The 22234-nt window shown below is 49.6% G+C and carries 17 protein-coding genes; 14 read left to right on the top strand and 3 right to left on the bottom strand.

Annotated features, from left to right (window positions below):
• Positions 1-291 (bottom strand): carboxypeptidase-like regulatory domain-containing protein (locus Q0090_RS02955; RefSeq protein ID WP_297947297.1); only part of this gene is annotated, 291 nt, incomplete at its 3' end.
• Between the two features lie 2 nt (positions 292-293).
• A complete protein-coding gene (locus tag Q0090_RS02960) occupies positions 294-470 on the bottom strand; it encodes a hypothetical protein (RefSeq protein WP_156932271.1) in 177 nt (58 codons plus the stop codon).
• 350 nt (positions 471-820) lie between these two features.
• On the opposite strand from Q0090_RS02960, the gene Q0090_RS02965 reads away from it, so the two are divergent.
• The 14 genes from Q0090_RS02965 (at position 821) to Q0090_RS03030 (ending at position 19573) form a co-directional block, all read left to right on the top strand.
• Positions 821-1741: an IS982 family transposase gene (locus Q0090_RS02965; RefSeq protein ID WP_297947299.1), complete on the top strand. Its 921-nt coding sequence runs from the start codon at positions 821-823 to the stop codon at positions 1739-1741.
• Between the two features lie 351 nt (positions 1742-2092).
• Positions 2093-2854, top strand: a complete 762-nt coding sequence (locus Q0090_RS02970) for a hypothetical protein (RefSeq protein ID WP_297947301.1) — start codon at positions 2093-2095, stop codon at positions 2852-2854.
• Positions 2855-3392: 538 nt separating this feature from the next.
• The gene (locus tag Q0090_RS02975; protein WP_297947303.1) at positions 3393-5990 is read left to right on the top strand and encodes a hypothetical protein; all 2598 of its coding nucleotides are present in this window, start codon (positions 3393-3395) and stop codon (positions 5988-5990) included.
• A gap of 39 nt (positions 5991-6029) precedes the next feature.
• Positions 6030-7661 carry a hypothetical protein gene (locus Q0090_RS02980; RefSeq protein WP_297947305.1) on the top strand — a complete coding sequence of 544 codons (1632 nt, stop codon included), beginning with the start codon at positions 6030-6032 and terminating at the stop codon, positions 7659-7661.
• A gap of 40 nt (positions 7662-7701) precedes the next feature.
• Positions 7702-8655: a hypothetical protein gene (locus tag Q0090_RS02985; protein ID WP_297947307.1), complete on the top strand. Its 954-nt coding sequence runs from the start codon at positions 7702-7704 to the stop codon at positions 8653-8655.
• A 353-nt stretch (positions 8656-9008) separates the two neighbouring features.
• Complete coding sequence (locus Q0090_RS02990) at positions 9009-10952, top strand: hypothetical protein (protein ID WP_297947309.1); 1944 nt, start codon at positions 9009-9011, stop codon at positions 10950-10952.
• Positions 10953-11295: 343 nt separating this feature from the next.
• On the top strand, positions 11296-12576 hold the full coding sequence (gene glyA, locus Q0090_RS02995) for a serine hydroxymethyltransferase (protein WP_297947311.1): 1281 nt from the start codon (positions 11296-11298) through the stop codon (positions 12574-12576).
• Positions 12577-13010: 434 nt separating this feature from the next.
• Positions 13011-13958: a helix-turn-helix transcriptional regulator gene (locus Q0090_RS03000; RefSeq protein ID WP_297947313.1), complete on the top strand. Its 948-nt coding sequence runs from the start codon at positions 13011-13013 to the stop codon at positions 13956-13958.
• Between the two features lie 179 nt (positions 13959-14137).
• On the top strand, positions 14138-15385 hold the full coding sequence (serB, locus tag Q0090_RS03005; protein WP_297947512.1) for a phosphoserine phosphatase SerB: 1248 nt from the start codon (positions 14138-14140) through the stop codon (positions 15383-15385).
• A gap of 52 nt (positions 15386-15437) precedes the next feature.
• The gene (locus Q0090_RS03010) at positions 15438-15740 is read left to right on the top strand and encodes a Dabb family protein (RefSeq protein ID WP_297947315.1); all 303 of its coding nucleotides are present in this window, start codon (positions 15438-15440) and stop codon (positions 15738-15740) included.
• Positions 15741-15752: 12 nt separating this feature from the next.
• Entirely contained in the window at positions 15753-16493 is a 741-nt protein-coding gene (lptB, locus tag Q0090_RS03015) for an LPS export ABC transporter ATP-binding protein (protein ID WP_297947317.1), read from the top strand.
• A gap of 688 nt (positions 16494-17181) precedes the next feature.
• Positions 17182-18270 carry a glycine cleavage system aminomethyltransferase GcvT gene (gene gcvT / locus Q0090_RS03020; protein ID WP_297947319.1) on the top strand — a complete coding sequence of 363 codons (1089 nt, stop codon included), beginning with the start codon at positions 17182-17184 and terminating at the stop codon, positions 18268-18270.
• A 78-nt stretch (positions 18271-18348) separates the two neighbouring features.
• Complete coding sequence (locus Q0090_RS03025) at positions 18349-18822, top strand: hypothetical protein (RefSeq protein ID WP_297947320.1); 474 nt, start codon at positions 18349-18351, stop codon at positions 18820-18822.
• Between the two features lie 4 nt (positions 18823-18826).
• Positions 18827-19573, top strand: coding sequence for a 2-phosphosulfolactate phosphatase (locus Q0090_RS03030; RefSeq protein WP_297947322.1), 747 nt, complete (start codon positions 18827-18829; stop codon positions 19571-19573).
• Between the two features lie 129 nt (positions 19574-19702).
• Here Q0090_RS03030 and Q0090_RS03035 read toward each other — a convergent pair whose 3' ends face one another.
• Positions 19703-22225, bottom strand: a complete 2523-nt coding sequence (locus Q0090_RS03035) for a prolyl oligopeptidase family serine peptidase (protein ID WP_297947324.1) — start codon at positions 22223-22225, stop codon at positions 19703-19705.
• Between the last annotated feature and the right edge of the window lie 9 nt (positions 22226-22234).

Here is a 22234-nt window from a genome sequence, read left to right on the forward strand (position 1 = left end):
ATTGACGCATAATTTTTTATTGAGGATTATATTACGACTTTTGTACCCCATATATTGTACTTTAATCCTCCTACTGCTTTTTGATGGAAGTTTCATTCTAAACATACCTATGTGATTAGAAATTGTACCTATATTGGAATTTTCCAAAATTACAGAGGCTCCGTCTAACGGCTGGAGGGTTTGTCCATCAGTAATTTGCCCAAAAACAATCTTTTGAGCAAATATATTCTGCCATGTAAATGAGAGAATTAGCACCAATAGGAAGTTGTGAAGTATATTCTTATCGCTCATGATTATTGTTTAAATCCATATTCTTTTTGACCTTTAAGCACTTGGAATACTCCCATTTTATTAAAAATGAACATTGCTTGGTTTTGTTCATAAAAAAGCGCACCGTTTTTTCTTGAACGGTGCGCTTGGCTTAACGGGAACCCATATCCCTGTGGTATGTCGTGTTTATTTCTTATCATAAGAATGAAATTTATTCGGTGCAAAGATAGAAAAGGTAAGGAAATGATACAATACCTCAAAATAGGTATTTTATAATGAAGTCTGATGATGATAGTTCCACCCTTTCAGTAAAAGTAATTTCCAATTCGCAGTTTGCATCATAGATGCGTAACTCTAAAAGTAGCAACAATACCACACGAAATGAATCGTGGTAGCACACGAGCCTCCTGTGGTGATTGCCGTGCTTGGCTTGTCAGACGAATACACTACGCCAGTTCGGGATAAAAAAGTGTCCTAAAAAGTTGGCAATCTCGCTATTATTTTGTAACTTTATAGTTGTAAATCAATAACTTACAAAACATATATAGCGATGATTACCACAGACAAAGTTACAGAAATATTTTGTATATTGGATGAGTTCTGCAAGAATTTAGATGCCGAGTTAACTAAAAACCTACACATCGCCCCCATAGACGAGGGATATAAGCGCATGCGAAACCGTAAAGGACAGATGTCCAAGAGCGAAATCATGACCATCCTGTTGTGCTATCATTTTGGCTCTTTCCGCAACTTCAAGCACTATTATCTCTTCTTCATCAAGGAGCATTTGGCAAGCTACTTCCCTAAGGCCGTGTCCTACACGCGTTTCGTGGAACTCATGCCTCGCGTGTTCTTCGAGCTGATGGCCTTCATGCGCATCCAAGGTTTTGGAAAGTGCACGGGCATTAGTTTCGTGGACAGCACGATGATTCCCGTATGCCACAACATGAGAAGGAATTTCAACAAGGTGTTTGATGGACTTGCTAAGAACGGAAAGGGAACAATGGGGTGGTGTCATGGTTTCAAGCTTCATCTGCTGTGCAACGAGATGGGCGATGTACTCACGTTCTGCCTAACTCCCGCAAACGTGGACGACAGGGACCCTAGGGTGTGGCAGGTCTTCACCAAGGTGCTCTACGGCAAAGTATTTGCCGATAAGGGCTACATCAAGCAAGAGTTCTTTGAGAACCTCTTCAACCAAGGCATCCATCTCGTTCACGGGCTCAAATCAAACATGAAAAACAAGCTTATGCCCTTGTGGGACAAGATGATGCTGCGCAAGCGATATATAATAGAATGCATCAACGAACTGCTCAAGAACAAGGCCAACCTTGTCCATTCACGCCATCGCTCCGTACATAACTTCCTCATGAATCTCTGTGCGGCATTGGCTGCATACTGTTTCTTCGAGAATAAGCCCGAGGCACTGCCCGTGCGCATTGAAAAGACTAGGCAATTGGAACTTTTCTAAGCAAATCCTTATCCCGAACTGGCGTAAGTTTATAAGTTCGTGAGTTTATGAACTTGTGAATTTGGGGTTGGTGAGCTTGTAAGTGGATGAGTAGATACATTCGGGAGTTGTTGGTTTTTCGTGAGCAGATTAGGCCCGTGAGTTGATTTGTACGACACGCCATATACGCTTGTGTGGGCATTTCGGAGATAACAAACGTCTCCCAATTTATAGAACCCTTAAAAGTCAAGACGACTTCTTTATTAATTTATGCCCACAGCGCGTACAACTTGCCTAGTTTTTCCTACTTTTGCGTTGTAGGTCGATGCCATTTTGCGGCAAAGTCCTTCATCGTACAAGAAACAATAGAATATGGAAATGAACATTAAAGAGATGTTGGCACAGCTTGCTACCACCACACAAAAGGCAGAAATAGAAAGCATGCTGCAACAAACCACAGCCCAACTGTTACACCATTATAAAATACGCGCGCACGAGGTGGAACTCTATCCCATCGAACTAGAAAGTTATTTCTATCGCGCAGGTGTGTTCGAAGACCCATACGTGCACACCAACGAACTGCAAGCAAACCATTTTGGCGAGCTGTATGTGCACCGCCGAGGCAAAGAAGCCTGCTCGCCTTATAAGATGGACAATCGCGTTTGCATGGGCATTTCGCTCTCTGTAAACGCAAACTATTATTATTCGGCCCTTATTCGCAGCGCGGTGTTTGCCGATGGCAGCATGGTTTTCGGCCCAAACAATGTGCTGATGCACTTCATGCGTGGCGTAAACGCATCGGCCAACCTCCTCGATGCCAACTTCTTCGACACGCATCACGCAGGCACATTCGCGCTTGCGCCCCTCTTTCATTGTGTTGAGGGTCAACAGGTGCTGTTTGAAGTTGATGCCGCTACCGACCCGCGCGACAAGTCGTACTTGATGTATGGTAGCCGAATAGGGCTTGGCGATGCCGACCCGCACTACCAACAACTGCCCTTACGCGCCGCCATAGGCAAGCTTTCCTCGTCCTTCGCCTTCAAAGAGAAAACCCAACTGCTGAACAACTATTTGGCAGAACGCAAATTAAGGGGCGATGCTGCAAAACTACTGGCGAAAGAAATGCGCCAATAGTGTGTATCGGCAGTTGTTTAACAAGGGGATACCATGCAAAATCAGCTGTATGGTGCTACTTTGTTGCGCTCACACAAATCGCTTTTGCAGCCATCGCCTTACGGGCATATCGTAAAATTTAAGGCATACCCAAGCTAAGGCGATGCAGGCAAACACAAGGGCTAGGACTTGTGGAATGGTTTGGCAGAAAGGTAGGTCGTTTCTCTTTGCATAAGCAAAACAGGTGTAGATAAGGGGAAAATGAACGATGTAAATACGCCAGTTCGGGACACTTTCTTATCCCGAACTGAGGTGAAATCTTCTCCTTCTCTTGTTTGTCTTTTGAAAAAGGACTACATTTGCCCTCGAATAAATGATATAAAAGCATCAGGGTTTTAAGAGTTTCGAGCAGTGAGTTGGCTCAATTTCTTATACCTCTTTATTGTTTAATTTATATTTAATTCGTCTGGGGTTTGCGATGAGCCGGAAGGATTTGTTTTTCTTTTGCATTCGATTTTTCTTGCTTTTTCCCGCATGGTTGGGAGTGGGAAAGGGTGCGATGTGGGCACAGGAGCAGTGCGGGGGGCAACCACGAGGCATTGGCTCTGTTGTAGCCACTCGGGCAAAGGTTAACCTTACTCATCTGAATAGACAGGATACTGAGGCACGCCTCTCGTGGAAAAATCGGCAAGATGGCGTTTTCTACATAGGGCAGACGATTTCCCTGGATAAGAGAGCGCCCGCTTGGCAGTACAACCCCGATTTATCCATTTGGCAACTAGAGGTTGCGGCGCCCGGGGCCAAAGCCCTCTCCCTCTACTATTCCTCATTTGAGATCCCTCAGGGGGCTCGCTTGTTTCTCTATACTCCAACAGGAAGCGAGGTGCTGGGGGCTTATACAGAGTTGTCTGCACCTAAAAGGTCGGGGACGCACTTTGCTACGGAGATGCTGATGGGGGATCGGGTAATCCTGGAGTACCAGCCCTCCGCCCGGGGTGAGGCCCCACAGGTGGCAGTTGAGGCCCTTGGGTATATCGTTCGGCTCCCTAGAGGTCGTAGGCTTCGTGCCGATGGTTACGACTATGCTGGTGAAGATAATTCCGGCTCCTGCATGGTCAATATCAATTGCGAGGAGGGTGTTGCATGGCAAAAGGAGAAGAAGAGTATCGCCTTTATTCAGACGAAAGTAGGCAACGATATAGCCGTGTGTACGGGTACTTTGCTCAATAATAGCAAGCAAGATGGTACCCCCTACCTCATTACGGCAGCGCATTGTGCTATCCCCGGTGAGGGTAGACAGGCTTCGGCAGAAGACCTAGAGCAATGGGTCTTTTACTTCCATTACGAAAAAGAGCAGTGTGGGAATGAGAGTGCCGCATCGCTACATGCGGTATCCCTTGTGGGGGCAGAGCAATTGGCAGTTAGCTCGCTCAAGGGCGGAACAGATGGACTCTTCTTACGGCTAAAGGAGGCGATTCCCCCCTCGTATGATCTCTATTTTAGTGGATGGTCGCGCTCTTCTACGCTTCCAACTTCGGGGGTTGGGATACATCACCCCTCGGGAGATGCCGCTAAGATTTCTACTTATACCTCTACCCCGCGAGTAGGCAGATGGGACGAATCCTCTCAAATGGATGCCCATCTGGATGTAACCTACGCAGCCACGAAGCATGGCTATGGGGTGACAGAAAAAGGCTCTAGTGGCTCAGGCTTGTTTGATGCAGAGCACCACTTGGTAGGTACTCTAACGGGAGGAACTGCGGCTTGTAGTGCGCCCGAGGGAACCAACTATTACGGAAGGCTTGCAGTGCACTTTGGGAGTATGGGCTTGGCTCAATGGCTTGCCCCTGGGAACTCAGATCTCCTCTCCCTTGCAGGGTATTATCCCTTGGGAGCACGCCCTAGAGTACGAGACTTTGTGGTCTGGCAGGGGCAGCTGGGGATGCATGCCTCCTGGGTCGCTCCTGATGGGGATTTAGCCTCTCTACAGGGCTATGTCTTGTACGTGGATAACCAAAAAGCGCTAACCATCCCCAAGGGGCAGCAAACGGCGCTCCTCAACTTCCAGCAAGAGGGCACGCATTATATCTCCATCACGGCCCTCTATACAGGTGACGAAAGTCGCCCCGTGGGCACCTATTTCTCCGCACAGAGTCGGCATATCTCAGTTCCCATAGATGCTCTGCGGGAGGGCAAAGTGCTCTGGAAGAAGCCGCAACTAAGGCAAGTTTGGACCTATAACGCAAGGATCCTTCCCGAAGAGCTGATCAAGGTGGGGGGCATTGAGACAGCCTCTTTCTTCTATGTGGGGGTGCGCTATGGGGCCGATCAATTGAGGAATGCCGTGATGCATGGTAAGTATATTACTGCTCTTCGTTTTGTCCCTATCAGTGCCAAGGCTATTCCTTATCTATACATCAAGCAGGGGGATCGTACCCATGTACAGAGGGTTGTTTTGCCCGAGCAGCTAGGGCAGGTGCAGGAGGTCGCTCTTACCACTCCCTTCGAATTGAAGGAGACAGAGCCCCTGTTTGTTGGGCTTCGATTTAGGGGCGATACAAAAGATCCCTTCGTAGCCATGACCTCAGAGCCTAGGCTCTTGGGGCGCAGTATGCTCGCCTCTCTCAATGGAGAAAACTTCTTCGAATACAAAACTTTGACCCATAGTTTAGCTCTAGAGACCCTCGTGTCGGATGCTCCTCTCTCGGGACAAGCCGTAGAGTTGTATCGGGGAGAGTCGCCTAGCCTATTCCCCCATATTATAGGATATAACATGCTCTGTGATGGGAGGTCGCTAGGGCAAATAGAAGAAAAGGGGGAGGGGCAGTATAGTTTTGATCTCCCCCCGGAGTGCCAAGACGAAACGAAGCTAAAGATAGAGGCGATCTTGTCGGATGAGAAGCCCTCGTTTACTCAACCGTTGATAAATGGTAGCCCCACTCCCCGGCTTTGTGTTGGGGCCGGAGGGCATCCCTATTTGCTGGATTCGGGAGCTGTGGAGCGAGTTCTTTTTTATGATCTCTCGGGGCAGCTATTGGGAGATCTCACCCCTCAGCAGTTGGGGCAAATCTCCCTCTCTCCGGGGCAATATCTCGCCCAAATCGTGCTGGTGGGAGGCTCTATTGGTTCGCAGAAGCTACATGTTCATTCAAATTAAAAAGCATAAATAGTTTAACTGAAAAACAGAAGAAAGATTATGAAACACCGCTACATTTTTTCTACGGCTTTAGCTCTTGCCTTTGTGGCATGGCAGGCATTCTCGCTTAGGATGAATGCACAAGAGACGGACAAGTGGACCACTGTACTACACGAGACTTTCGACTCGCTTACGAAGGGAACTAACAATACAGCCGATGCCCCCTCCGACGACCTCAAAGTGCCCGCCGACGCAGCACTCAAAGACTTCGACCTCTCTAAGTCGAAGGGGTTGTACCAAGCCGGTGGAGCCGTTCTCTTCCATGGCAATAAAGGCGCTTTGCTTATTACGAAACCGATGGACTTCTCAGGAGAGGAGATCAAGATAACCATAAAGGCAAAGTCTTTTGAGACCTCAAAGTATATCTACTTCCGCTTCGATAAAGAAGACTACGACTCCGAAAACGAAACGGTAACGGCTACCTACTCCGAAGATTATGAGGAGCTGGAGATCCTGATGCCCGCCGGAGACGACAACTGCGCCCTCAAGATCTATACAAGAGATATGGGCATCTTCGGAGCTGCACCGAGTATTTACATTGATGAAATCAAAGTGGAAGCCAAAAATCGCATGGCGCCCACGCCCGATCCCTCGCTCGTAGGTATCCCCTCTACTGTGGTGTTTGAGGATTGCGATGTCAACGACAATTCTTATGTCAAGGAGATAGAAATCAAAGGCCTTAACCTCAAAGAGGTACCTACCTATACCCTAATACAGCAAGATCCCTCCGAGGCCACCTTTACCATCACAGGGGCGCTGGCCATCGATGGCGGTAAGCTTAGTGTTGTGTTTAGACCCCTCAAGCCCGGTGTGCACGAGGCTAAAATAGAGGTTGTAAGTGGCGAACTTAAGGAATCGATCCTACTCAGAGGCCGTGGCCTAGGCGGTAACCCCGTAGAGGGATTGCCCACAGAAACAACGCTTACCGAGCTTGCCGAGCCTTTTGCAGCAGCGGCGCTCCCTAAGGGCTGGTCTACCGCTGTCGCTGCCGGATATGAGGATTGGAAGTTTGCGCCTTCGTCTTTCGATGCAACCAACATGGTGGCAACGATGGATATCTCCTCCACACCTTGGGACTTGGGTATGGCCTATTTGATAAGCCCCTGCTTGAATAATCCCGAAAAACATATCCCCGAGGTTTCTTTCGATTTTGCCATGCTCAAGGGTAAGGGCCTATTTACTACTACTTCGTTTATGGCCTACCTTATTGCACCGGACGGTACCATGGGCAATCCTATCTTCGAGATGAATTACGAAAAACAAGCCGAGTATGCCACCCTAAAGAGGGTGACTGTAAAGGCACCGAATGCTCCCATCGGGAAATATTTCCTTGCCGTGGCTTACAAGGGGGCATCCACAGCCGTTTACTCTACGGGGGTAGAGGTGGATAATATCGAGGTTAAATCGATGGAAGATACCGCTACAAGCAATCTCACGTTGGGCGAAGCAAAGGTATGGCGTGCGGCAAGCACGATTTATTTCTCGGATATGAAGGGCTGCGAACTCAAGGTATATGCTCTCGATGGTACCCTTCTTATCTCTTTCCCAAAGGCCCAAGAAGGCTCCGTTACGCTTGTAAATGCAGACCAACGAGTAGTGGTTCGCTATGGCGAAAAGAGCCTATTGCTCTAATTGAGTTGGCGATATAGTGCTAAGAATACAGGTTATGAATATGAATACAAAAGCGCTACAATGGGGGTTTGCCTCCCTTCTACTGCTGGTCGCTTGTGCCTGTGGAAGAAGCGGTAATACCCCCACCCCTCCGGTAGAAAAAAGGGCAGAATACAAGTTCCCCATCATCGATTACGACTTTGCCGGCAGCGTAGACGATATCATTAAATTTGAGGAAGGCGAGGGCCATCACTACGTCAAAGCGGAGTCTGATGCCTCTACCTTGGTTTTCTCTACGGGCGACGAGGTGTATCCTCAAACAATCTATCGTCTGGAGAATCAGAGGATCGTAGAGGTGTATCAACCCTGTACCAAGGGCGACTCCCTAAAGCAGGATCTCTCCAAGATAGACGAGCGGCTGAAAAAGGGAAAGTGGGCAGAGTGGCCTACACCCGTGCAGAGAGGAGAGTGTGAGGCAGCCTATTTGCAAACTCGTGCTATCAATGGACAGAGCGTGCAGATTGCCTCAGCCTTGATCCGTACCACTACGAATCATGTGAAAAAGACGACCCCGGGCGTGACGTATCTTTTTGCAAGAGTGCAAAACGACCTCGACTACAACAAAGTGCGTATGCCCGAGATTTATTTTGAGGCTGTGGGAAAAACCAAAGACGAACTGAAGACCTACTTCGAGAGCAAAGGGCAGGCGGTTAGCTTCTCGTCCTCGTTTTTGCGTGTGAAGGTGGATAACGTGGCTTTCAACAACGAGGTGCTTTACTATATCCCGGAGGGAGAAGAAACGTGTTCGCAGATCATTCTGACCTCGGTGAGCTTCGTGCTAAACAAAACTGATAACATAGCAAATCAACTCAAGGAGAGGGGATTCGAGTTTAATAACGAGACGAACCTGATACGCACGTTCTACAACGAAGCGCAAGACCTGTGGGCTATGGTACGGATCTATCCTGTCAATCAATTCACACAACCCAACATCGTGTTTGCTAAGAAACTTTAGCAGTAGTTGTGCTCTTACTAGGGCTTTGTGCTCTCCCCTATGGCGGGATATTCGCTCGCGAGAGAGTGGGAGAGAGGCTTAGCTCTAGAGCAGATGACGAAGAACTATTGACCCTTTTAGTTCGATTGATGATGGGGTGCTAGATTCCGTTTTAGCTATCTGAGGGAGAGGTTTAGGCCTTCCCTTGGGTAGCTTTCTCTATTTATGGAAAAGTTTATTCTCTCTATTTGTTGCCCTTCTTGTGGGGCTCTCTCTTCGCTATGAGGTGTTTGACTCTCCGCTTCTTGCCCCTCTTTTGCTGCTCTCTGTTGCTTGGATTACACCCTCTTGAGGGGTGGGGGCAGCGGGACAGCGTGCGCACCACCCAGAGGGATTCTCTACTAGATGCCGAGGAGCTTCGGGATGATCTTCTGGAGCAGTTGCTAGAGCAGGGGGTACTTGACGAGGCTGAGGCAGGCGAAGTGCTGGGCGAGTTTGTGAGCGATCCGGCTTTGCGTATCGATGTCAATAGCGTGAGCGAAGAGGAGCTGGTGGGCACGGGGCTTCTCACCCCCTATGCGGCGCACCAATTCGTATTGGCTAGGCTGCATCGTGGGGGCGCCTTTCGTTCGCTTCGGGAGCTAAAGCAAATCCCGGGGTGGGACATCCGTACCCTCCGCCGTGTTTTGCCCTATCTTGCGCTCATCCCCGTGCGAGAGCCTTCACAGATTGTACGCTCTTTTGCCGATGGCTCGCTCTCGGGGCAGGTTGCATTTGGGGGTGTTCAGAGCGATTCTCCCCCCTCTCCCCAAACGCTGGGAGGCCCCTATTCGCTCGATCTTAGGGCACGGTATCAAGTGCGCCGTCGCCTCTCTCTTGGGGTGCTTGGGGCGAGCCAACGTGGAGAACCCATCCTGCAACAGCGGTATCCGCCTCTCGATAGGGGGGCTTTTCACCTCTCCTTGCAGCTACCGGAGTACGCTCTTCGCCGGCTTGTTGTGGGCGACTATCGCCTTAAGTTGGGATTGGGTTTGGTAGCCTACCAAGGCTTTATGCGGGGTACGGAGCTGCGCTTGGGGATGCCTCTCTCTCCCTCCCCCATACAGGCCACACTCTCTGCCGACGAAGAGAATACCCTGCGTGGTGTTGCTACCGAAGTGGGCACCTCTGCCCTGCGTTTGTCCCTTTTTTACTCGGATAGAAGGCGTGATGGGGTGCTCCACGAGGGCGATAATTCGGTGCAACTCTTGGCGATAACGGGCTACCATCGCACCCTGCTGGAGTGGAAGCATCGTCACCAGGTGCGGGAGCGGATTGTGGGGGGACGCCTTGCCTTTCGGGTGCCACAAGCCTCTTTGGCATTTAACTACCTCCGTATGGATTGGCCGGGGCATCTCGTGCAGCAACTTCCCCACTATAGCTACCTCCACGAAGCCCACGACTTACGCTATCTTCAGTATTTCTCGTTGGATTATCGGGCCTCTTCTCGCTCGGGGCAGTGGCTTAGTGCCGGCGAGATAGCTCTCTCGTCTCGAGGCGGAAAGGCGGCTCTTGCTTACGTGCGATTCCGCGACCCCGATTGGGGAGAGTACACACTCTCGGGGCGTTATCTATCGCCCTCTTATATGGCTCCCTTGGGCAACGCTGCAAGCCGATATGCCTACCCCGGTAATGAACTTGGTTGCTACATGGCGGCACATGCCCCTCTTTTCGAACCTCTCGATCTGCTGCTGAGTTGGAATGTTTACCGAAGTCTTCTGGCTCGGAAGGGCGAGTCTGCTCCCTCTCAAGGCGGTATCTTAGGGGTGCGTGTGGGCTATGCTTTTGCCTCCCAATGCCTCATCTCTGCTCAGTATCGTCTTCACTATGAGCGTGACAAAGGGCAACGGCATGCTCTGTACCTGCGAGGCATTGTCCCCTTTTCTCCCAGATGGAAGGCAACCCTAGGGGCACAAGTCAAGAGAAATCATATAGAAAGGGCAAAGGGGATGGCTTGGCAGGGGGGCTTCTCTACTTCGTTGCAGGTTGATTATACCCCCACGGAGCGTTTCCGCATCGGCGGATTGGGCCTCTTTTACCAAACCGACTCGTTCGACGAGCGGAGTATCTACTACACTCCCTATGTGCGTACAACCTATTTGCTTAGCTCTTTCTACGGCAAGGGCATTGCCGGTATTGGCTATGCCCGCTGGCGTGTAGGCGAGCATTGGGCTATTGAGGCGAAGGTGGTTACCTCCCTGCCGATGGGGCCGAGTCTGGGAGCGCATCGGGCCTCTGCTAGGGCCACTGAGTTTGCCCTCTCGCTGTCGCTGTTCTAGGGCAAGGGGCAAGGGTCCTTTTTTCTCTGCCTGATTTCTGAATTTTTTTTCACCCTGCTCTCCCGATTTTTCTACCCTAAAATCAAACTTTTTTCAGCCGGAAAGGGACTCCCTTTTTGGCTGTCTTTTTTTTCTCTTTTCACCGTATGCAAAAATAGGGGGAGGGGAGAGGTGAAATAGGGGCGGGTAGGAGCGGATAGCCTCATGGCATCAGCCGGTGGTTGATAGGGGGGCGGCAGGCTCTCTTGCTGAGAGGGGGCTCTTCCCTAGAAAAAGGAATTATATCACGATAATAAGCTACCTTTGCAGGAGCGTTTAGATAATTACTAAATCATCTCTAGATATGAACAAAGACAACATCATCTTCAACCTCATCGAGGAAGAGCACCAGCGCCAAATGAAAGGCATTGAGCTCATCGCCTCTGAGAACTTCGTAAGCGAACAAGTAATGCAGGCTATGGGTAGCTGCATGACCAATAAGTATGCCGAAGGTTATCCCGGTAAGCGTTACTATGGTGGTTGCGAAGTAGTAGACAAAAGTGAGCAAATCGCCATCGATCGCATCAAGCAGCTCTTCGATGCCGAATGGGCAAACGTACAACCTCACTCAGGTGCACAAGCCAACATGGCTGTTCTCCTCGCTTGTCTAGAGGCTGGCGACACCTTTATGGGTCTTAATCTCGATCACGGTGGTCACCTCTCTCACGGTTCTCTCGTTAATAGCTCAGGTATCCTCTACAAGCCCGTAGGTTACAACCTCAGCCGTGAGACCGGTATGGTAGACTACGATGAGATGGAGCAACTCGCTCGTCAGCACAAACCCAAACTCCTTATCGCCGGTGGTTCGGCTTACTCTCGCGAGTGGGACTACGAACGCATGCGTAAGATTGCCGACGAAGTAGGTGCTATCTTTATGGTAGATATGGCTCACCCTGCAGGGCTTATCGCTGCCGGTCTTCTCAAGAACCCCGTAAAGTATGCTCATATCGTAACCTCTACTACGCACAAGACTCTCCGTGGCCCTCGTGGTGGTATCATCCTTTTGGGTAAAGACTTTGAGAATCCTTGGGGTAAGAAGACTCCTAAGGGCGAAATCAAGAAGATGTCTCAATTGCTCGACTCTGCCGTATTCCCCGGAGTACAAGGTGGTCCTCTTGAGCATGTTATTGCTGCTAAGGCTGTTGCTTTTGGCGAAGCTCTCGACCCCTCATTCAAGGTATATCAAGAGCAGGTAAAGCTCAACGCTGCTACCATCGCTAAGGCCTTTATGGATTGTGGTTACAACGTAATCTCCGGTGGTACAGACAACCACTCAATGCTTATTGACCTCCGCACCAAGTATCCCGATCTTACGGGTAAGGTGGCTGAGAAGGCCCTTGTAGCTGCTGATATCACGGTGAATAAGAACATGGTTCCCTTCGATAGCCGCTCTGCATTCCAGACTTCGGGCTTCCGTGTGGGTACGCCTGCTATCACCACTCGTGGCGTGAAGGAAGACAAGATGCCTATCATCGTTGAACTTATCGACCGCGTGCTTCGCGATCCGGAAAATGATGCCGTAATCGCTGCCGTTCGTGCCGAAGTAAACAACATGATGCGCGAGTATCCTATCTTCGCTTGGTAATCGCATCGAACTGTTAAAACGATCCCCTCTCCTGCTCTTGCAGTGGAGAGGGGACTTTTTTTACTTCCTTTTGCGCCCTTCTGGAGCATAGGAAGAGGGGAAAGAACGGATCTGTGCTTTTCGTTCTTTCCTAAAAATCCTGCTTTTTTAGTTTTCTTCGTGATGAGAGGGGATGAAAATCGAGAGAATAACTTTGCTTCTTTCTTCTCCAAAACACTCTCCGCTTTCTCCTTTTTTTTGAGTGCTGAGGGTGGGGATGAGGACAAGTATGTGCTTCTTGCTGTGCCATGAAAAATATCTCTTTCACCCCATCTGGCGCGTTAAAAATCAAGAGGGTAGTATAAATCTAGTTAAATATTCGGGGGGGGGGCTGACTGATAAGGTCCGAAATGGCGATAAAATGATTACCTTTGTGCTCGTTAGTAACAATGTATATGAAGCAGCACGATTTTTCTGCCACGCCAGAGGTATCTTGTCCGTCTATAGACATAGAGACGGATGTTCTTTTTGCCGACCACCCGCTGCAGTACTCTACAGCAGTGGCCTCTTCTCTTCGGCAGCCACCCGCAATATTATCCCTTGCGCATGGTGCCGCTCGCCCCATAGAAACGGAGGATGAGTATGCTCTTGTGATCCCGCTTAATGGGGATATTGTGGTTCGTGAGGCTCCCTATCTTGATCGTGTATTGCATCAAGATCATATGCTTCTTGTGCCCCATTTCACCCAGCTCACGCTGCATACCCTGGCGGAAGAAAGTTCTGTTTTAACTTTCCGTTTCCTCCCCAGTATCCAGCTATGTGCCGGCCGATGCCCAAATAGAGCTCATTGTAGCGCAGATTTGGATCATCACCATCGGGTCACCGCTTCAGATACACAGCTTGTTTCGGCCACTACCTATCTGGAGATCAAGCAACCTATCTATAGTTGGTGCCAAACCGTAGTTTCCTATATTAGAAGGGGGTCTACAACGCTTTCTCTCTATGAGTATAAGTTGCGTGAGTTCTTCTACATCTTGCGCACCTTCTACGACCGAAATGTAGCAGATGCCTTCCTCGAAAACTTCCACTGTCACAATGTGGGCTTCCGAGCTTTTGTCTTCAGACACAACCTCGACTGCCGTAATGTGGAGGAGTTGGCAGAGATACTTGGGATGTCGCTATCGACCTTTAAGCGTACGTTTAAAGAGGAGTTCAACTGCCCCCCACTGCAGTGGATGCACAAGCAAAAAGCCGTCTATATCTACCGTGATCTCATCGCAAAGGAATTGACCCTTGCGGAGATCGCCAAAAAATATCACTTCTCTTCGGTGAGTTACCTTTGCGCATTCTGTAAGAAAATGCTCAATGCCACTCCCATGAAGATCAGTGGGCAGAAGCAATAGTTTTGCCTTCCCCTATTCCCCCACTGAAGGGGGGAGTAGGCGAGGGAGACGATAGAACGAGTAGAGCTAACTTGCATAGATTGTTGTATTAAGTAGTCAACAATCGGCGAGAGTTACTATCTTTGTTATAGAATTTCTCGCAGTGAAAATAAATCTGAGGTAGCTAATAACTACATATGATGCAAAACAAAAACAAGCTTCTACTAGCTACGATCCAGGGAACCGATCGCCCCGGCGTAACTGCCTCGCTCATGCAGATCCTCGCAGAGCACGATGCCTTTATCCTCGATATTGGTCAGGCGGACATTCACAGTAACCTCAATCTGGGAATCCTTTTCCAGACCAGTGAGGAGGCTTCTGGTAAGATCCTCAAAGATCTTTTATTCCGCAGTTATGAGTTGGGTGTCTCCATTCGTTTCTCTCCTATCACTAGCGAAAATTATACACGTTGGGTAGATGCTCAGGGTAAGAACCGCTACATCATCACGGTAGTAGCTCGTAAAATTACCGCAGAGATGCTCTCCGCTCTTGCACACGAGGCTGCTGACCAGGGACTTAATATCGACAATATTCGTCGTCTTACAGGTCGTATCCCTCTAGAGAAAGATGCTCGAGCACCCATGGCCAGTATCGAGTTTTCGATGCGTGGTACCCCCAACGATATTGATGCTCTCAAAGAGTCTCTCTTGCGCATTTCGGCCGAGCTCAATATGGATATCTCCTTCCAGAGGGAGTCTATGTTCCGCCGGATGCGTCGTCTTATCTGCTTCGATATGGACTCTACGCTCATCCAAACAGAGGTTATTGATGAGTTGGCCATGAAGGCCGGAGTGGGCGACAAAGTAAAGGAAATAACCGAGCGCGCTATGCGTGGTGAGATTGATTTCCGTGAGAGCTTTACCGAGCGAGTGGCACTACTCAAGGGTTTGGATGTATCTGTGATGGAAGAGATTGCAGAGAATCTCCCAATGACAGAGGGGATCGAGCGTCTTATGAAAGTGCTCAAGTTCATGGGCTACAAGATTGCCATCTTGTCGGGGGGATTTACCTACTTTGGTCACTACCTCCAGAAAAAATATGGGATAGACTATGTGTATGCCAATCAGCTGGAGGTGGGCGAGGATGGCAAGCTTACCGGTCGATATGTGGGCGAGATCGTAGATGCTCATCGTAAGGCCGAATTGCTCAAGCTCATTGCCCAAGTAGAAAAGGTAGACCTCCAGCAGACGGTGGCCGTAGGGGATGGCGCCAATGACCTCCTCATGTTGCGTGAGGCCGGGCTGGGTATCGCCTTCCACGCTAAGCCTAAGGTGAAGGCAACCGCACGGCAGAGTATCTCGTTTGTGGGGCTCGATGGTATCCTTTACTTCTTGGGATACAAAGACTCCATGTTCGATGAGACGCTCCTCAATCATCAGATTATCTAAAGGTTGTTTCCCATCTAAATCAAATAAATCTTCTCGATTATTCGCTAGTACAATGGTCCGTCATCTCGTTACCTTTACCCTAGAGGGGTTTGCTTCGTCCGATGCTGCCCAAACCCATCTTCAGCAAATAAAAGTGGCTTTGGAGGCCCTCCCTGCTAGCATCCCAGCCCTTAAGGCTATGCGTGTGCACCCCAACGAGAACCCTGCCGAAGCCGTGGGATTTATCCTCGAAGCAGACCTGGAGACTTGGCAAGATCTCCCTCTCTATGCCGAGCATCCGGCGCATCAGAGTGTGGTAAAAGAGCTTATTGCTCCCTACAAAAAGGGGCGTGCGTGTGTCGATTTTGAGATCTAAACAAAAATCCCGATGAGTACTCTCCGTACCGATAATCTGATCAAACGTTATCGCAGTCGCACGGTTGTCAACCATGTATCTGTAGAGATAAACCAAGGCGAGATTGTGGGGCTTTTGGGCCCTAATGGCGCCGGTAAGACTACTACTTTTTACATGACCGTGGGGCTTGTTGTGCCTAATGAGGGGCGTATTATCCTCGATGACGTTGATATTACAGACTATCCGGTGTATAAGAGAGCACGTCTGGGTATCGGCTACCTAGCTCAGGAGGATAGTGTATTCCGCAAAATGACGGTGGAAGACAACCTCCGTACGGTACTCGAGATGACGCCTCAGTCTCGCGAGGAGCAGACCGAGAGCTTGGAGCGTCTTATCAAGGAGTTTAGGCTTGATAAGGTGCGTCGGAATCTGGGAAGTCGCCTATCCGGGGGCGAGCGTAGACGTGTGGAGATAGCACGCTGTTTGGCTATCAATCCTCGTTTTATCATGCTCGATGAGCCCTTTGCCGGCGTCGATCCCATCGCCGTACAAGATATCCAATACATTGTGGCGCACCTCAAAGAGCGCAATATTGGTATCCTTATTACGGATCATAATGTGAATGAAACCCTCTCCATTACAGATAGAGCGTACCTCCTTTTTGAGGGGAAGGTGCTTTTTCAGGGTACGCCGGAAGAGTTGGCAGAGAACGAAATAGTGCGGGAGAAGTACCTCGGGAGAGACTTCCTTTTGCGCCGCAAACAGTTCTCTTAGCCCCTCAGATTTTTCGCTACTGCGCTGGCACTCAGCGATAAAATTCTTCCTATCAATATCCTGAATGGTGCGATAGAAAGAAATCATTGCTGCGGTCCAATGGTTGGAGTATCTTAGTGGTGTGATTGATCCTAAATAGTGATTAGACAGTCCCCCAATCCTTAGATATTTCTTCGGTGCGTATTTATGTATATAAGGAAAGAAGAGCCGATTAAACCTTCGGCTCGAGGGGGCGTCTAAAGAAGTAAAGGCACTGAGGCAAGTGAGAGAACTTGAGCCCTCGATGATATAATCCCTCAAGGGGGTACAGATACCCGAGTAACCAAGGCCTTAACCCATAGTCGGGGGAGAACATTACTCCAAAGGGAGATTGTTCTTCAATCTGTCAAGATCTCGAACTCCTCAGTGCCTTCCCTCAAACTCCTTTCGCTTGGCCTTTTAGGGGCTATTGCGAGAGGATTTCTTTCGTTTCTGTCCTATGCGTTTTTACGTGTAGGGCAGTTTTTTTATCGATCTTTGGTAGGATGTTTTTAGAAGTTGAGCTATTCAAAATTGTTAATTAACTTTTTAGGCGTTTGCTCCTAGGTGGGGTCTAGAGGCTTCATCCCTCTTTTTCGCTTATCGGACAGTAATAATTCGCTATCTTTGTCCCTAGGACAAAAAATAAATTAGATACAATATCGTACGTATGAAGACGACTCCATTTACCGACCTGCACATTGCACTCGGTGCTAAGATGGCAGAATTTGCCGGCTACAATATGCCTATCGAGTACAATGGCATTATCGAAGAACACCTCAATGTAGTGAATAACGTAGGGGTATTCGATGTTTCGCACATGGGCGAGTTTTGGGTAAAAGGCCCCAATGCTTTGGCATTCCTCCAAAAAGTATCGAGCAACGATGCATCCAAACTTGCCGTAGGTCAAGTACAATACTGCTGCTTCCCCACAGAAGAAGGGGGTATCGTAGACGACTTCCTCCTCTATCGTTACGAAGAAGAGAAGTACATGATGGTACCCAATGCCGCTAATATAGAAAAGGACTGGGCTTGGTGCCAAAAGCATAATACGATGGGGGCAGAGTTGGAAAATGCTTCGGATAATATTGCACAGCTAGCCGTGCAGGGCCCCAAGGCTACCGAGGTAATGCAACGCCTTACCAACATCAATCTCTCGGAGATCACCTACTACACCTTCAAGGTGGGCGAGTTTGCCGGATGTCCTAACGTGATTATTTCGGCTACGGGCTACACAGGAGCCGGTGGTTTCGAGCTCTATTTCTATCCCGAGTATGCCGAAAAGATCTGGAAGGCACTCTTCGAAGCCGGTAAGCCCGAAGGGATTATGCCCGCAGGTCTTGGTTGCCGCGATACGCTCCGCCTAGAGATGTCTTTCTGTCTCTATGGTCATGATATCGACGATACGCACTCTCCCATCGAAGCCGGTCTTGGCTGGATTACCAAACTTGTTGAAGGTAAAGAAGAGTTGATTGGTCGCAAGCTCCTCGAAGAGCAAAAGGCTGGTGGGCTTACACGTAAGCTCGTGAGCTTCGAACTTCAGGACAAGGGAGTACCCCGTCAGCACTACGAAATTGCCAACGAAGCTGGCGAAATTATCGGGGAGGTTACCTCAGGTACGATGTCTCCTTGGCTCAAAAAGGGTATCGGTATGGGCTATGTAGCCAAAGAATATGCCAAGGTTGGTACTCCTATTGCTATCGTGGTACGGGGTCGCAAGCTCAAGGCAGAGGTTGTGCAAGCCCCCTTCCGTAAATAATTCGGAGCTTAACCTTGATGCAATAATAGTTCTAGAGGGTCTTCTCATTTTCGGGTGGGGAGACCTTTGTTTTAGTCTATGAAAAAATACTATTTACGCCGTAGTCTACGCAGCGCTAAGGCAGCTTATCTCGTGGCAATCCTCTATGTTCTTGCCATGGTCGCCTTTATCATCGTTATTTTTCATACCACAACAGCTCCTTTGTGGACGCTCATCCCGCCTGCACTACTCATCCCCATTGGGGTGGTGCTTTACCTCCGGTACGATACCTATTACTATATAGATGAAAAGGCGTATCTACTCTATGCCGGTAATGACTATGGGCGCAAACCCCATGTCGTATGTAAGTTTACCGACCTGGTGGAAGTCACCTATCTCCCTCACACCAAAGAGGTGAAATTGACCAAACCCGGGGGCACAGATTATCTCAAGCTAGCCAAAGGAAAAGAGTTTGTAGACGAGATAACAGAGATCTTCGAACGCATCTATCCTAAGGATGGACACCATACGGAGGGCGCTGAAGAGGCTACAGACTCCTCCAAAAAGGATTAATACCATGGCGATAACCCTACAACTTTGTCCCTCTCCCGATCTGATTGGCTGCTATGCTCAGCAAGATTGGGATAGTACCCTTGTAGTGATAACGGATGTATTCCGAGCCTCGGCAACCATCCTTTCTGCCCTCTATCATGGAGCCCTAGAGGTGCAGCCGGTAGCTACGGTAGAGGAGAGTTTACAACACCAAAATGACCCTGATTACCTCGTAGCTGCCGAGCGCAATGCACGGCGCGTAGAGGGGGCAACCCTAGGCAATGACCCCGAAGAATACACTCGAGATAGGGTAGCGGGCAAACGAGTGGTACTCACCACCACCAATGGTACCCGAGCTCTTCACCTGGCTCAAGAGGCTGGGGCAAAGCATCTTGCTGTGGGGACTTTTGGCAACATCTCTTGCCTCTCCGACTATATCCTTCGGGAGAATTTCAAGAGCGTACTCGTGGTCGCTGCCGGATGGAAGGGGCAGGTTGCCGGAGAAGATTGTCTCTTTGCAGGAGCCTTGCTGTACCATCTCGGCGAGCGAAATGTAGATGCAAAGGGAGCCAACGATGCCCTGCTGATGGCCGAGGTTACCTACCAAAAATATAGAGGCGATCTCCTCTCTTTTATCTCCCGAGTAGAGCACTATGCTCGTTTGGAGCAGCTGGGGTATCTCCCCACCATTGCCATTTGTCTGGAGCAAGATCGCTATCCCATACTTCCTCTTTTCGACCTAGAGAGGCAAACGCTATTGCCTCAAAGATAGAGGCAAATCGGCTTCTTCGCCTTCTTTTCCCTGAGTCCTAAAATAGAAACCCTCCCTCTATGGCGACGAACCATAGGGGAGGGTTTTTCTTATTACTGCCTTAGAATATTGTTCTATTAGACAGCCGTATTATTTTTTCTCATCGTAGAGCTGCTGCCACCAAGAGGGATCGTCTTTGAGGAAACGGGCGAACCAAGCTTGTATGCTGGCCGTCCACTTCTCACGGCGTTCGGGCTCAAGGATAAAGTGGTCTTGCCCTGTGAATTCGATAAGTTCCACCTCCCGACCGAGTACCTTTAGCGCATTGTAGAGGTTCACACTCTCGCTGGTGGGTACGTTGGTATCGCTATCGCCATGGAGCAATAGTAGGGGGGTATGGATTTTGTCGGCATTGAATAGCGGGCTACGGTCTACGTAAATATCTTTGCGAGTCCAAGGATAGTTCCCCTCCGCGGCAGTTGCGTTGTAACCGACACCCCAGTAGCCGCTACCCCAATAGTTACTGATACTGCTGATACCGGCATGGCTTACCGCTGCTGCAAAAGTATCTCCCTTAGTTTGTAGGTATTGGGTCATAAAGCCTCCGTAGCTCGCACCAAAGCAACCGATCTTTTTAGCATCTACAAAGGGATGCTTTTGGCAGAATTCCTTGGTGGCTGCAATGATTTCGGTAGCGGTAGGTTCGCCCCAGGCGTTGAGGTGACGTGCTGAGAACTCTTGTCCATAGCCCGTAGTACCACTCGGATTGAGGGTGTAAACCACATACCCTTGTGCTGCATACATGGCAAGCGAGTAGGTCCCCTCTAGTCGGCGAGATATGGGAGAAGTACCTCCATAGTAGTAGATAAGCATGGGGTATTTCTTCGAGGGGTCGAAGTTGGGAGGGAGGTAGTACCAGCCTTCGATAGGTGTACCCTCGGGCGTGGTGTAGACGAATTCTTTGATGATAGGACGCTCATAATCTGCCATCTTTTCTGCGTCAAGGTCCCAGATCTTTTTAGCTTTACCCTTGTAGACGGCATAGAGGGCATCGGCCGTAGTTGCACTCTGCCCGAAGTACCAATAATCGCCCGTATTGTAGGCTACTGATAGGTTCGTTACATAGTCTTCTGCCACGGGGAGGGGCTGTACGGCCACCTTCTTCATATCCAAACGATAGATATGACGGCGAGAACCATTCTCTGCAACAAAGTAGTAGTTGCCCTCTTTGTCAAAGGATCCTCCCTCTGCGGAGGGATCGAAGTGTAGGGTCGGGGTTTGTACCTTTCCGCTAGATAGGGAGTAAATGAATATCTCGCCTTCGAAGCTATTTGCCACCTGCTCTTTGGGGAGTTCCTTACCTACGCCGTCGAATGCATTGGGGGAGCTACGGATGAGTAGATAGTCGGGGTGCCCGGGTACATAGCGTGCCTCATGCAAATCCACAAACCTACGGAGTAGGGTATCTACCTTGCCCGTAGCCGGATCGAATTGGTATAGGTCGCTAAAGTCGTAGGGTTGCTTTGTCCAATCTGTGGTGTAGCGAGCAAAGAGTAGTTTGCCCGAAGGGGCAATATCGAGTAGTCCGATATTTTCTTTCCCTGAGGTGAGCGGAGATTGTACTCCCGTGGCAAGGTCTATGGCAATCCATTGTGTAGCGTCTCGCCATGAGGGCATACGGTCGTTGGGGTCTCGCATGCGTATTACTTTTTCGTCCTTGGCATCGCCCTTTACCTCTTTGGCAAGATAGATCGTTTTAGCGTCGGGAGAGAAACGGTATTCCCCTTGAGGTAAATCTCTGAGGAGTATCTTTTCGCTAGCACCCTCGGGCGATTGCACTACGAGTAGGCGTTTGCTCCCTTCGGTGCGTACGAAGTGGAGTTGGTCACTTTCGGGGAGCCAATTGGCATAAACTAGTTCTTTGCTTTCGCGGATGAGGCGACCATCGGCGTGCATCAGGCGTCCAAAATACTCTGTTTTGCGCTCACGCTGCGAGTAGTAGATCACGAGGGCATACTTGCCTGAAGGGGAGAGGCGCACTCTGGAGAGGTTATTGCCGGACATCATATAGGCGAGGGAGAGTAACTTCTTCTGCTGTACATCCGTCTGAATAGAGCTTTTCTCAGAGGGTTGCTCTAGGGTGAGGCGGAAGGCTTGTCGGGCATTATCCGAGGGTTGAGAGAGGAAGCGTATCTCTAATTGATGGCTCCCCGGGATGAGGGTGAGGGGGGCGGTAATCAGAGCAGCTGTGTCTGTGGCGGCTCCCTTTAGGGCTTTATCCAACAAGACCCCATCCAAATAGATCGCTGCAGGGCGAGTGCCATAAAGGCGGAGGGTGCTCTTAGAGAAATTCGTACAAGAGAGCTGTGCAGAATAGATCTGGAGTGTGCGTGCCTTGGGCTTAGCCTCGTTGAGTGCAAACCATCCCTTGGCATCGGCTTTGATGGTAGGGAGTACTGCGGACGAAGAGGCGGCTAGCGCCGAAGCGTTGAGGAGTGGCTCTGTAGCCGTTTGAGCTGTTGTATCCGTGAGCCCAAAGCTGTGAGGCAGTGCAATTGCAGCCTTTTGCTGGAGAGAGAGGATCGGGGATTCTACCCCTTTTTTCTCTTGGGCAAAGCTCGCAATGGAGAGCATCGATGCCCCTACTAAAAGGATAAGTTGTTTGATTTGCATAGCTTTTCT

The sequence above is a fragment of the uncultured Porphyromonas sp. genome, from assembly GCF_938023125.1.
Taxonomy (GTDB): Bacteria; Bacteroidota; Bacteroidia; order Bacteroidales; family Porphyromonadaceae; genus Porphyromonas.

Coding starts and splice junctions, on each gene's coding strand:
- Q0090_RS02970 (WP_297947301.1), top strand. CDS start 2,093: ATGGAAATGAACATTAAAGAGATGTTGGCACAGCTTGCTACCACCACA.
- Q0090_RS03030 (WP_297947322.1), top strand. CDS start 18,827: ATGGCGATAACCCTACAACTTTGTCCCTCTCCCGATCTGATTGGCTGC.
- Q0090_RS03010 (WP_297947315.1), top strand. CDS start 15,438: ATGGTCCGTCATCTCGTTACCTTTACCCTAGAGGGGTTTGCTTCGTCC.
- Q0090_RS03035 (WP_297947324.1), bottom strand. CDS start 22,225: ATGCAAATCAAACAACTTATCCTTTTAGTAGGGGCATCGATGCTCTCC.
- Q0090_RS03025 (WP_297947320.1), top strand. CDS start 18,349: ATGAAAAAATACTATTTACGCCGTAGTCTACGCAGCGCTAAGGCAGCT.
- glyA (WP_297947311.1), top strand. CDS start 11,296: ATGAACAAAGACAACATCATCTTCAACCTCATCGAGGAAGAGCACCAG.
- Q0090_RS02980 (WP_297947305.1), top strand. CDS start 6,030: ATGAAACACCGCTACATTTTTTCTACGGCTTTAGCTCTTGCCTTTGTG.
- Q0090_RS02975 (WP_297947303.1), top strand. CDS start 3,393: ATGTGGGCACAGGAGCAGTGCGGGGGGCAACCACGAGGCATTGGCTCT.
- serB (WP_297947512.1), top strand. CDS start 14,138: ATGCAAAACAAAAACAAGCTTCTACTAGCTACGATCCAGGGAACCGAT.
- Q0090_RS02985 (WP_297947307.1), top strand. CDS start 7,702: ATGAATACAAAAGCGCTACAATGGGGGTTTGCCTCCCTTCTACTGCTG.
- Q0090_RS03000 (WP_297947313.1), top strand. CDS start 13,011: ATGAAGCAGCACGATTTTTCTGCCACGCCAGAGGTATCTTGTCCGTCT.
- gcvT (WP_297947319.1), top strand. CDS start 17,182: ATGAAGACGACTCCATTTACCGACCTGCACATTGCACTCGGTGCTAAG.
- lptB (WP_297947317.1), top strand. CDS start 15,753: ATGAGTACTCTCCGTACCGATAATCTGATCAAACGTTATCGCAGTCGC.
- Q0090_RS02960 (WP_156932271.1), bottom strand. CDS start 470: ATGATAAGAAATAAACACGACATACCACAGGGATATGGGTTCCCGTTA.
- Q0090_RS02965 (WP_297947299.1), top strand. CDS start 821: ATGATTACCACAGACAAAGTTACAGAAATATTTTGTATATTGGATGAG.